Genomic DNA, 12,937 nt, shown 5'->3' with positions numbered 1-12,937 from the left:
TCCCCGGGCTTTCACTGTCCCCGGATCGCTGGGCGGACAAGAGATGCAGGTACTATAGGTCTTTCATCGCCTTAGAACAATTTATGGTTCAACTTGTCATTATGATACTTCGTTTTACAAGCAAATGCAAGTGATCTCATATGGATTGGCAACCGTTCTGCGACAGTATAATTTTATCTTCACACCAAATTCACACGGAGTGCCCTACAATAAAATGGAAATAAACCGCTTACAATCACAGGGTGAAAGGAGTGCCTGAGCGTGGCCCGTATTTTGATGAATCATGTCCACAAAAGCTATGGGAAAGACAACCAGTATGCTGTCAAAGACTTCAATCTGGAAATTCTTGATCAGGAATTTATCGTATTTGTTGGGCCTTCCGGCTGCGGCAAATCCACGACATTGCGCATGGTAGCAGGCTTAGAGGATATCAGCGAAGGCGAAATTTACATCAATGACCAGCTGATCAATGATTTGCCGCCTAAAGACCGGGATATCGCCATGGTATTTCAAAATTATGCGTTGTATCCGAATATGAGTGTTTACGAGAATATCGCGTTTGGTTTGCGGCTGAGGAAGGTGCCCAAGCATGAAATCGACCTTGGCGTCAAGCGTGCGGCACGGGTACTGGAAATCGAGCAGTACCTGGACCGTAAGCCCAAGCAGTTATCAGGAGGACAACGGCAGCGCGTAGCATTAGGCAGGGCCATTGTCCGCAACCCGCAAGTGTTTCTGATGGATGAGCCGCTTTCCAATCTGGACGCCAAGCTGAGGGTGCAGATGCGTACCGAGATTACGCGTCTAACCAAGCAGCTTGGAGTGACGACAATCTACGTTACGCATGATCAAACCGAAGCGATGACGATGGGCAGCCGCATTGTAGTTATGAAAAATGGCATCATCCAGCAGGTGGACACTCCGGAAATGATTTATAACTATCCTTCCAATATGTTTGTAGCGAGTTTTATCGGATCTCCTCCAATGAACTTCATTCATGGCAAGCTGCACGAAGGAACTAACGGCGAACTGGAATTTCATACTCGCCGCTTTTCATTGGAAATCCCCTCCGGTATTGGTCAGGCCTTAAAAGAAAAGCAGTTCATGGAGCGCTACATCGTACTGGGCATCCGCCCGGAGAATATCAGTCTGGATCCGATCGTATTCGACGCTTTTCCGCGTGCGACCTTCGAGGGCTTGCACAAAGCCGATGAATTGATGGGAGCAGACCGCTTCATTCATGTGGATGCCGGTACGGATTCCAACATTGTCGCCCGTGTGAATCCACGCAATCGCTTTCAAGATGATGAGAAGGTCAAGCTTGCCGTAGATATGAATAAAGCTTTATTTTTTGACCGGGATACGAACGAACGGATCATGAAATGATGGCCGCCCGGAATCCAAAGTGGAAAGGGGATAGCAGCATCATGGCAAGCTTGAGGGAAGAGAGCCGCAGCAGAAGGTTAGCAGCTAAGGCGCGGATTAAAAAGCTAAGCCATCTTGCCGTTGTTCTGCTGTTGTTGCTAACAGTATTGTTTAGTTCAACACTCGCGGACGATACATATGCAAGAGCCAGTCAGCCGCTGGGACAGCATGACCTCCATGCCGTTTTGAACGAAGTGATGCTGGAGGACGATTTAAGCCGTTTTTTACAAGAGCAGCTGGGGCCTTTTTATTACCAGGTAAAGCAGCAGTGGGAAGCAGAGAATATACCAACGGCGACACAATCGTTTCAGGTTAAGGCAGCAGATTATTCTGCGGCTTCTAATGAGGATTCGCTGAGAGTAGCTCATTATGATGGCCGGAACGATGTGCTGATTTGGCAAAATAACCGCGAACAGTGGATCGAGCTGGAATTGGATGTTCCCGCAACCGGCTTGTATGAGATGCGGGCCAGCTTCACGCATTGGCGGGATGCCGAAGGGGAACCGGTTTCGTTCCGGCCGATCAACATGGCTTTTATGATCAATGGGGAGTTCCCTTACCGCGAAGCCCGTTCTATCAGATTTCCCCGCTTTTATCATGACGATTATCCATGGAAGAAAGACGAGGACGGTCATCATATCCGCCCTTCGCCTATTGAGATCGAGCGCTGGATTGAACTTCCGGTCACGGACCGCGAAGATTCCTATCATACGCCGCTGCTCTGGTATTTGGAGGCCGGGACGCAGACGCTAACAATTCAAGGCAGCTCTTCTATCGTCTTGGATCAGCTTTCCTTCGGCCCGCCAACAACTATTAACAGCTATGTCGCCGTCCAGCAGCAATATCCAAGCACAGCTTCTCCTGATGCCGAGCCCATTGTCATTGAAGCTGAAGCGATGTCAGAAAAAAATGAAGTTTCCATTCAAATCCTGAGTGATAATGATGCGTTTATGTCGCCGAAAGCGGATGGCAAAATTATTTTCAATGGGGTAGGTGGCAACCGCTGGAATGATGGCGGGGAAATGATCACCTGGGAGTTTGAAGTCGAAGAGGACGGGTTATACCAAATCGGTATGCGTGTCTTGAATAACCTGCAGTCCAACGTTACGGCTCACCGCAAAATTTATATAGACGGGCAAGTTCCTTTTGAAGAATTGCTTGCCTATGCGATTCCTTACAACCGTTCATGGCAAAAGGTAGTGCTGCAGGATGAAGAGCAGCAGCCTTACGGCTTTTACTTAACCAAAGGCACCCATACGTTATCGATGAGTGTAACCTATGCCCCGCATAAGGCTGTCCAGGTACTGCTGGAGCAGGTTAATCAGGAGCTCGGTGTCGTATCGAGAGATCTGCAGGCATTGACTAAAGGAGATGATGACCGCAACCGGACATGGGACATCGCCCAGAATTTCCCTGAGATTCCCGACAACCTAAGAAGAACGCGGGATAAAATCAGCTTGATGGCAGAGCTGTGGCTGCAGGAAAACTACGCAAGGGATAACAACTACCAGTCTCTGCTCACCTCGATTTCCGATATTGATGATCTGCTTGACTACCCGAATGATATTCCTAATAAAAAAGACACTTTGTCGCTGATTCAGACGAAGGTAGCCTCAATCACCAACCAGTTGATTAAATCGCCTTTGACGCTGGATCAAATCATTATTGCTCCGTATGAACATAAGCTGCCGAGAATGACCGCAAACTTTTGGGAAAAGTCGCTGAACGGAACGATGAACTTCCTCCGCTCATTCTCGGAAGAGACTACGCTAAGCGGGGCGGATGGCGAAGTGCTTACCGTGTGGATGAATTACGGGCGGGACTACGTTAACCTGCTGCAAGAGCTGGCGAATCAATATTTCACTCCGCAAACCGGCATTCCGGTGAAGATCGAGCTGCTGCCGAGTGAGGACCTGCTTGTGCTCGCCAATGCTACCGGCAATGTTCCGGATGTAGCCATTGGGATTGGGGAGGGCCGCCCATCCGAGTTCGCTTTCCGAAATTCGGCGATTAATCTGGCGGAATTCGCAGGCTTCGATGAGCTGATTCAAGATATGGCGCCAGGAGCAATTATGCCGTACTACTATGACGGAGGCTACTATGCTTTGCCGGAAACTTTGCAGTTCCGCTTGCTGTTCTACCGTAAGGATATCCTCGAACATCTTGACCTGGAAGTGCCCGATACTTGGGATGACGTGTATGAAATGCTGCCAACTCTGCAGCAGAACGGCTATAACTTCTTTCTTCCGAACGGCGAGTTTTTGCCCTTTATATATCAAAATGGCGCCGACTTCTATGCCAATGACGGCATTAACACGGGGCTGGATTCCCCCGAAGGCTTCGCTTTCTTCCGGGAGATAACGGAAATGTTCACGATGTACGGGATCGAACGCCAGGTGTCCAGCTTCTACCAGCATTTCCGGGATGGCTATATGCCGATCGGCGTTGCTGATTTGAACATGTATCTGCAGCTGCTGGTGGCCGCTCCGGAATTGACCGGCTGGTGGGGAATCGCTCCGCTTCCGGGGTATCCGAATGCAGAAGGAGTTGTCGAACGCTGGTCCGGAGGCAATATTGGCGCGCTGGCCCAGGGACTGGCCGCATTTGGCGGCGGCTTCTCCTCGTCAGGCAGCGGGGGTCAGACGGCTGCCATGATTATGAGCAAGTCTCAAAAGCCGGAAGAGGGCTGGGAGTTTATCCGCTGGTGGCTGTCAGCACAGGTTCAGGAGCAATTCGGATCGGAGCTGGAAGGATTTTATGGAGCGGAATTCCGCTGGAATACCGCGAATTTGGACGCCTTCATGCGCTTGCCTTGGACGGAGGAGGAGAAGATTCCAATCCTGGAGCAGTGGCGCTGGTACAAGGCGATGGTGAATGTGCCGGGCTCCTACTTCATACCGCGTGAATTGAACAATGCCTGGAATAGAACGGTCATTGACGGGATGAATTACCGCCGCTCGCTAGAGATGGCCATTATGAACATCAACAGGGAAATGGTGCGCAAGCAAAAGGAATTCGGCTACCGGGACGAAAACAACCGGGTGATTAGAACCTTTAATCTGCCGGTAGTGAATGAACCGTGGGAAGGAGTGGAGCGCTATGTCAGCGATTGAATACCGGCCTGATACGCTGAAGGGCGGTGTTGGCACTCGCAGCCGGTTTCGCCTGTTTGCAAGAGAAATATGGAAATACCGTCTGTCGTATTTATTCATTGCTCCGTTCCTGATTACCTTTACCCTATTTATTCTCATTCCGGTGTTGGCGGCGATCGGCTTAAGCTTCACCTTTTTCAACGGGATGGAGACACCGCGCTGGATCGGTTGGGCGAATTATGAATATTTGCTCTCCTCCGATTCTCTGTTTTTGCAGTACGCCCTGCCCAACACGATTAAATTCGCCGTTATTGTCGGTCCGGGCGGCTATATCGCTTCCTTTATCCTGGCCTGGCTGATTGCTCAAATTCCCGATAAAGCAAGGCTGTGGTATGTTCTTGCTTTCTATGCCCCATCGCTTGCCGGGGGCGCGGTGATGACGATCATCTGGGTGCCGATGCTGTCAGGTGACCGGATTGGCTATTTGAACAGTCTTTTGCTGAGCATGAATTTAATCGATACCCCCAAGCTGTGGGTGCTGGATAAAGACTTGATTATGGGCTCGATGATCGCGGTTACTCTGTGGTCTTCCATGGGAATTGGTTTTCTCGCTATGCTGGCAGGTATTCTGAATGTTGACAAGCAGCTGATAGAAGCCGGGAGACTGGACGGTATCCGCAGCCGCCTGCAGGAGGTATGGCATATTACGATTCCGGTCATGAAACCGCAAATGCTGTTTGCCGCTGTCATGGCCATCGTTGGAGCATTCAAGGCGGGGCACATCGGGGTAGCCCTGTCCGGGCAAAATCCGACACCGCAGTATGCGGGGAATCTGCTTGTCAATCATGTGGAGGACTATGGGTTGATACGCTTTGAGATGGGCTATGCCTCAGCCGTATCCGTAGTGCTCCTGATCATTATCTTTTTCGCAAACCGGCTAAGCTGGAAATTATTTGGTACGAAGGGTGATGAATAATGGCCGCTATCGAACCGGTAAAAAAATCGGGCCGCCGGCGTTTCCGGTGGAGGAGGCCGGAATTTATAAAATGGGAGAGGGCCCAGATCTGGCTCGCTTTCTGGCTGTTCCTGCTGGGAGTTTTCATGCTGCTGCCTTTGATTTACATTTTCAACCACGCACTGAAGCCTTACTCGGAGCTGTTTATATTTCCGCCTAATATATTTGTCATTAACCCGACGCTGTCCAATTTTTCAGAGCTGTTCGTAGTGACCCGGGATTCGCTCATTCCCGCCTCACGCTATTTGTTCAATAGTGTGTTCATTGCCATTTTAGCTACCGCAGCGGTTGTGGTGGTCAGCGCGTTGTGCGCCTATCCTTTATCGAAACACAAATTTCCTGGCGCCAATGCATTGTTTATGGTGATCATCATCTCGCTTATGTTCGTTCCGGAAACGATGCAAATACCGCGCTATGTAGTTGTCTCCAGTCTGGGCATCATGAATACATACTGGGCACATATTCTGCCTTTTGTGGCAGCGCCGGTCAGTGTCTTTCTGATGAAGCAGTTTATGGACCAGGTGCCTAATGAATTGCTGGAGGCGGCAAAAATCGATGGTGCCAAAGAGTTTACCATTTTCTTGCGGATAGTCATGCCGATTTGCATGCCTGCAGTGGCAACGAATGCGATCCTGCAGTTCCAGGGAATATGGGGCAATACGGAGACATCTGTACTGTTCATGACGGACGATGCGATGAAGACCTTCCCGTTTTTTCTGCAAACGTTGACGCAAAACCTGGCTAATGCTGTAGCCAGACAAGGGGCCGCTGCGGCCGCAGCTTTGGTCATGTTCTTGCCGGTCCTGTTCGTGTTCCTTGTCTTCCAGCGTAAAGTGATCGCCACAATGGCCCATTCGGGAATCAAATGAGCATGCTGCATAATCCCGTTTCAAACAGATGGTAACAAGCTCGGCTTATAAACGCAAAATGCTGAAATAGAAGAAAGGAGGAAATGAGCGACCATGAAGAAATGGGCTAATCGATGGGCGCTTCTTCTCGCCATGGCGATGCTTGGTACCTTGTTCGGCGGAAGCGTATACGTGAGTGCTGAAGTGACGTATCCGACCTTTACCCGCGACAGCTTTGGTAACATTATTTTTACCCAGCCCTCCTATACGCCGATCCGGGTCCTTGGCAGTGAGCTGACGATTCCCGATCCGGATAATCCGGGGGAAGAAATTCCATCACCGCTGGCGAATCCGAAGGATGTGTTTGTCGCTCCGAATGATCATGTCTATATAGCGGATAGCGGGAACAATCGGATTGTGCATCTGGATGCTAACTACAACTTTATCCGGTATTTGACGGTAGACGACAAGCCATTATTGAATCCGGAAGGGGTGTTCGTCAACGAGGAAGGCCATGTTTTCATAGCGGACACAGGCAATAAACGAATTGTCCGGCTGAATGCGGAAGGCGACCTCGTTCTGGAGATTGGCAGACCGGAGTCCAGATTTATCCCCGACTCTTTTCAATATGATCCGGTCAAGCTCGTCGCGGATAAACGCGGTTATCTGTATGTAGTTACTTTAGGAGGCTATCGGGGCTTGCTGCAGCTGGACCCGGATGGAAGCTTTCAAAGCTTTTATGGCGCTAACCGAACGGAGTTTTCCGCATTGGATGCATTAAAGAGAACGTTATATACACGGGAGATGTACGAGAACGAATTAAGCAAATTGCCCGGTACGATCAGTAATGTGGCGATTGCTCCCAACGGCTTTATTCACACCGTTAGCGCAGGAGAGATCACGTCCAATCAAATCAAGCGGCTGGATGTGCAGGGACGCAACCTGCTGATCCGTTCGGATGAGACGATCACAGGAGGCAGCGGCGAGCGGCTATCTTTCGGGGAAACCTTGTATACCCGTTATTCCGGGGGCAAAAAGCTGCTGCCCCAGCTCGTAGATCTTGCGGTTGACCAGTACGGGAATATGATCGCGGTCGATCGTCAGTTTAACTATGTCAACCAGTATGACCCTTACGGCAATCTATTGTTTTTCTGGGGAGGGGAATCATCGACCTCCACGACGCAGCTAGGTTTGATCAAAAACCCGGTAGCCGTGGACGTCAATTCGCGGAATGAATTGATGATTCTCGATGACCAGGGGGGCGTGCTGCAAATTTTTGAACTGTCCGAATTCGGTCAGCTTGTCTATAAAGCCAATGAGCTGACGAATAACGGTTTTTATAAGGAAAGTGAAGAATACTGGCAGCAAATTCTGAGCCTGAATGCGCAATTTGCACCCGCGCTTACCGGCTTAGCCAAAGCCGCCTATGCGAATGAAGACTATGAGAGGTCGCTGTCTTATTTTCACCGGGCAGGCGACCAAAAAGGGTACTCGGACTCCTTTTGGCAGATTCGGCTGAACTGGTTTCAAGAAAGATTCTCTCTTTTTGCGACGTCAGCGCTGATTGCAGGGACCTTGTATCTGGCGTGGGGAGTAATCAGAAAGCGGGTGCCTTGGCTGCAGAGAAGAAGGAAGAGAGGGACAAAGAGGTATGAGGTTGTAGAACAGATAAGGCACGCTTTTTACCTTCTTAAGCATCCGCTGGACGGTTTTACCGCACTGCGGTTTGAAGGAAAAGGAGGCTATCTGGGGGCGTTCGTCCTGCTCCTCGGGATGTATCTGTCGCTGGTGATCACCCGCATGCACACCAGCTTTACCTTCAACAAAATTCCGCCTAACTCGGTCAATGCAGCTGCCATATTCGTTCAGTTCGCCCTGATCTGGCTGGCTTGGGTTATTTGCAATTATTTGATCAGCTCGATCTATCGCGGCGAAGGACGATTCCGAGATGTCTTTATTGGCAGCGCCTATGCTCTGACGCCATTTGTGCTTCTCGGTATACCGCTTGCTCTGATTTCTAATGTGATGACAGGCTCGGAAGAAGCGATTTACCGGTATTTACTATACGGCATTTACATCTGGGTCGGGGCGATGTTCTTCTGGAAGGTTCAATCTCTGCAAAATTATGGGGTCGGCGAAACGGTAATCAACCTGCTGCTTTCCTTATTTGCCATGGTTGTAATGGGCGTCATCATCTTCATTATTGTAGGCCTGTCTAATGAGTTGCGGCTGTTTATTTATGAGATTTACCAGGAGGTGTCGCTGCGGTGATCAAGCTGAAAAATTACGCAACCGGTCTACCGGCCAGAGCGCTGTCCGGGCTCCGTTCCCATCTGCCGCAAACGATACTGGTGGTCCTTTTCCTGCTGGCTGCAGCTGTTCTGCTGCTTCGGGTCGACATCGTTTTTCGCGATACCGAGACAGTCAAGGCGATTCCCCCTGCACAATCATCGGCGCCCAATCCAATGAAGGAGCATGATCAGCTTCCAGCCGTTGAGCAATTTCAGCCAGTTGCAGAGAATTCCGCGCTAGTTCTTAGGTTTGATGAGACGAGCGGTCATTTCGCGGTCGAAGACAAGCGCACGGGCAAGACCTGGCTGTCCTTCCCCGATCCGGATGATTGGCCGCACGAAACGATAGGAGGGATTTGGAAGGATCATTTGCGTTCTCCATTGATGCTCTCAACGATGGATTTTTCTATTTACAATTCCCAGGCTAAAGTCACGAACTGGATTGTGGAGGATGGGATAATTGAAGACTATGAGGCTATAGAGGGCGGAATCAAGCTGGTTTATTCCATGCCGAATCTTCAAGTGAAAATCCCGGTACAAATCCGTATTCAGGATGATTTTGTAGAGACGACGATTTTGAATGACGGTGTGGAAGAAGGCAAGAACGGGCTCTTATGGGTGAGGCTGTTTCCGTTCTTCTCCGCGGAACACAGCCGCGGACAGGATGGCTACCATTTCATTCCTGACGGGTCCGGGGCCCTGATCGACTTTAACCGTCAAGGAACAGCTGGCAATTTAATATACAAAGCGCCGATATACGGTGCGGACTGGGCCTTCTTTACGGGGAATCAAACGCGTCAAAAGGTAAGCATGCCGGTGTTCGGCATGAAATCGGAGGAGCATGCTTACGTTGCTGTCGTTCGCGATGGCGCTGAACATGCCGACATTATCGCATCCCCGGCTGGAGCGTACAGCCAGTATAACTGGATAGGAACGGAATGGCGCTATCGTTCCTTGTTCCGTCAAATTACGAACCGTTCACGAAATACGGGCTTTGATAAGTATCCGGAGGAAATCCGCTTCGGCCATGACCGGCAGGTCCGTTATTATTTCCTTGAGCCGGAGCAGGCTACCTATGCGGGCATGGCCAACCGTTACCGCCAAGTGCTGATAGAGGAAGAAGGCTACGAACGCCTTCAAGCAAACGGGGATTTGCCGCTGCATTTATCTATTATTGGCGGAGCCGAGGAGAGGGGGAGTTTCTCCAACCGTTACATTCCGATGACTACCTCATCTCAAGCGATGGAGATTGTCAACAGCTTGTACGGCAGCGGAGTTGAGAACATGCGCATCAATCTTATAGGCTGGCAGAAAAACGGGTTTGCCGAGTTCGGACAAATGTTTCCGGTTGATAGCCGCTTGGGAGGCAACGAAGGTTTATCGCAATTTGTGGAGTTCGCCCATTCCTTGCAAATTCCTGTAACCTACGGGGTCAACTACTTCTTGCATAACGGGAAGGGGGGCTTCTCCGAGCGTTATCATGCAATGAGAGATATGTCCGGGACCATTCTTAACTATTACGATTGGGGAAACCGGAAAATGGCTATTGTCAGCCATGCCTATGCCCGCACCGCGATCGAGAACGATTTCGCCGAGATGAAGAAGTTAAAGCTTGATGGAGTTACTTTCGGCTCCGGCTATTGGTACGGAGAAGGGCTGGGCCAGAGCTTAATCAGTGACTTTAACGACCGTTATGGGGCTGACCGGACGGAGGCGATGGCCATTCAGAAGCAGTATTTTGAAATGGCGAAAGAACAGTTTGCCACCGTGACGGGGACCTCTACTAGCGGGTTCGTAAACCAGCATGTTGATCATATTATTTATCTCTCTGATGATTACTCTTACGATTTGTTCTCATCCAAGGCTGTTCCTTTCCTGCAAATAGCTACTCACGGTTTGCTTACGTACATGTCCGAGTACGTAAACGAAAGGCAGGAATATGAGGTGCAATTGCTAAGGGATCTGGAATTTGGGGCAGTGCCGGGATTCCTTATAACCAGAGAATCTACAGATTTGCTGGCCAGAGCCTTCGGCTTGTCGCCCCTTAGCTCCCAATACAGCGATTGGGAAACGGAAGCTGTCCGTCACTACCAGATCTTTAATGAAGTGCTGGGCGATGTGCAGGATCAATTCATTATCAATCATGAGCAGCTGGCCCCTCAAGTGTTCGCTACCACATATGAGAATGGAAAGCGCGTAATCGTGAATTATGGCTCAGCGCCGTATGTTAGCGACAGCTTGCGGGTCGAAGCCAAAAGCTATTCTGTGCAAGGGGGGATGAAGAGATGAGAGCTAAAAAACTTAACGCCAGACTCCTCCGCAACCTTGAAGGCTCTTTATTCATCCTGCCATGGCTGATCGGCTTTCTCCTGTTTGTGGCTGCGCCAGCCGCCTTCTCTCTCTACATGAGCTTCCATAACGTCAAAGTAAATGCGACCGGTTTGCAGATGACCCCTAACGGCTGGGACTATTACCGATTTATCCTGCTGGAAAATGGAAGCGTGCTCTACAACGACTTGATCCCGTTTTTCAGCCAGGCGGTTGTCATGATCCCGATCATTATTATTTTTTCTTTGTTAATAGCGATCATGCTGAATCAAAAGTTTGCAGGCAGAACTGCCTTCCGGACTATTTTCTTTCTGCCCGTAATTTTCACTACCGGGCAGGTAGTGTTGGAATTTATCGCACAGGGAGAAGGCGGGCTGGACTTTCTGGCCAGATATAATGTCAACGATATGCTGACCAGCAATTTGCCGCCTTTGATTTCCAACACGATCATCCGGATCATGAGTTCGTTTATTCTCATTCTTTGGTACTCAGGCGTACAAATCCTGATCTTCCTGGCCGCTAGACAAACGATTTCTCCGTCCGTGTATGAGGCAGCCAGGATCGATGGAGCAACCCCATGGGAAACGTTCTGGAAAATAACGCTGCCTGGCATGATTCCGTTTATTTTTCTTAACATCATTTACACGATTGTAGACTTGTTTACTTTCCCTACCAATCCGATCATCCGCCGGGTAACCTCGGCCGATTATGGAATGTCCAGCGCTCTTGCGTGGATTTACTTTACAATTATTCTGATATTCCTAGGCATTATTCTACTGGCCTTCTCCCGAATAACCCGTGGCTTACAAACCGGGAATCGTTAAGCGAGGTGAGACCATATGGCTAAACAAATACCAACAGCCAATCGCCCGACTTGGAAAAGCCGCAGAGGGTTTCCCCTTCATTGGTTCGGCCGGACGGGACTTAGAAAAACAAAGCAGGTCATTCTCGGCAAAGAAGCAGATAAAGGCTTGCTGTTCAAGCTCTTTCTCTATGTGCTTCTGCTTGATACAGCCTATATCTATCTAAATCCGTTGTTCTACATGGTCACCACGATGGTCAAGGATGCAGTCGATTTGTTGGACCCGGCTGTACAATGGGTGCCGCGGACGATCTATATGGGCACGCTGCAGGACGCGTGGGATATGCTTAAATATGTGCAATCGTTCTTCGTCAGCTTAGGCTTGTCGACAACGATCGCTGTTTTCCAGACGCTCTTCTGCGCCGTTGCCGGGTATGCCTTTGCCCGTTTGCAGTTTCCATTCAAGAGGCTGCTGCTGTTCGGTCTGATTCTTTCCTTCATCATTCCGCCTCAGGTCACGATTTTGCCGATGCTGATCGCCGCCAGAGAATTGGGCTGGGTGAATACCTTTTATCCGCTGCTGCTTCCGGCTCTGTTCGGGCATGGCCTCAAGGGGGCTTTGTTCGTCATCATTTATCGCCAGTTTTTCAGCACCCAGCCCAAGGAGCTGGAGGAAGCGGCGCGGATTGATGGGGCCGGTGCGTTTAAAGTATTCTACCGGGTAATGATGCCGCTTGCGCGCCCGGCTATTATCGTCGTATTTCTATTCTCTTTCGTATGGAACTGGAACGACTCTTATTTTCCCTCGATGTTCTTGATTAATTCCGACCTGACGCCCTTGTCCATGGGGATTTCTCAAGTTTCCTCCCAGCTATCGGCGCTGGAGCAGGAATCGGGGCCATCGATTTTCTCCGAGCCGCTCAAGATGGGCTCGTCGTTTCTCATTATTTTACCGCCAATTTTACTGTATATTTTCACGCAGCGTTATTTTGTTGAAGGGGTAGAAAGAACGGGACTGGTGGAATAACTAGCTATGCCAAACTAGAACAGAGCCGGTTTGCGATGGATGGTTGAGCGTGGGACTGTCCACGAAGTCCCTAATAAAAAGGCCGGGCGAGAAAACGTAATGATATGCTCCA

8 protein-coding genes are annotated in these 12,937 nt (G+C 49.9%); all 8 read left to right on the top strand.

Features of this window, described 5'->3' with window-relative positions; all coding sequences use genetic code 11:
* The first annotated feature begins 261 nt into the window (after window positions 1–261).
* The 8 genes from PSHG_RS07730 (at window position 262) to PSHG_RS07695 (ending at window position 12,825) form a co-directional block, all read left to right on the top strand.
* Entirely contained in the window at window positions 262–1,383 is a 1,122-nt protein-coding gene (locus tag PSHG_RS07730; protein WP_010271552.1) for an ABC transporter ATP-binding protein, read from the top strand.
* A gap of 41 nt (window positions 1,384–1,424) precedes the next feature.
* Window positions 1,425–4,535 carry an extracellular solute-binding protein gene (locus tag PSHG_RS26890; RefSeq protein WP_010271551.1) on the top strand — a complete coding sequence of 1,037 codons (3,111 nt, stop codon included), beginning with the start codon at window positions 1,425–1,427 and terminating at the stop codon, window positions 4,533–4,535.
* On the top strand, window positions 4,522–5,490 hold the full coding sequence (locus PSHG_RS07720; protein ID WP_010271550.1) for a carbohydrate ABC transporter permease: 969 nt from the start codon (window positions 4,522–4,524) through the stop codon (window positions 5,488–5,490). The genes PSHG_RS26890 and PSHG_RS07720 overlap by 14 nt, the downstream gene beginning before the upstream one ends.
* The gene (locus tag PSHG_RS07715) at window positions 5,490–6,398 is read left to right on the top strand and encodes a carbohydrate ABC transporter permease (RefSeq protein ID WP_010271549.1); all 909 of its coding nucleotides are present in this window, start codon (window positions 5,490–5,492) and stop codon (window positions 6,396–6,398) included. Before PSHG_RS07720 ends, PSHG_RS07715 begins: the two co-directional genes overlap by 1 nt.
* A gap of 93 nt (window positions 6,399–6,491) precedes the next feature.
* Window positions 6,492–8,648 (top strand): YIP1 family protein, encoded by a 2,157-nt coding sequence (locus tag PSHG_RS07710; protein WP_010271547.1) that lies wholly within the window; start codon window positions 6,492–6,494, stop codon window positions 8,646–8,648.
* Entirely contained in the window at window positions 8,645–10,957 is a 2,313-nt protein-coding gene (locus PSHG_RS07705) for a DUF5696 domain-containing protein (protein WP_010271545.1), read from the top strand. Before PSHG_RS07710 ends, PSHG_RS07705 begins: the two co-directional genes overlap by 4 nt.
* Window positions 10,954–11,820, top strand: coding sequence for a carbohydrate ABC transporter permease (locus PSHG_RS07700; protein ID WP_010271543.1), 867 nt, complete (start codon window positions 10,954–10,956; stop codon window positions 11,818–11,820). The genes PSHG_RS07705 and PSHG_RS07700 overlap by 4 nt, the downstream gene beginning before the upstream one ends.
* Window positions 11,821–11,835: 15 nt before the next feature.
* Window positions 11,836–12,825 carry a carbohydrate ABC transporter permease gene (locus tag PSHG_RS07695; RefSeq protein ID WP_010271541.1) on the top strand — a complete coding sequence of 330 codons (990 nt, stop codon included), beginning with the start codon at window positions 11,836–11,838 and terminating at the stop codon, window positions 12,823–12,825.
* Window positions 12,826–12,937: the final 112 nt, after the last annotated feature.

Origin of the sequence: Paenibacillus senegalensis JC66 (assembly GCF_000285515.1) — a bacterium.
In the GTDB taxonomy this organism is placed as follows: domain Bacteria; phylum Bacillota; class Bacilli; order Paenibacillales; family NBRC-103111; genus Paenibacillus_L; species Paenibacillus_L senegalensis.
Note: the sequence above shows the minus strand (reverse complement) of the source record. Positions and strands in the feature narration are given on the sequence as shown.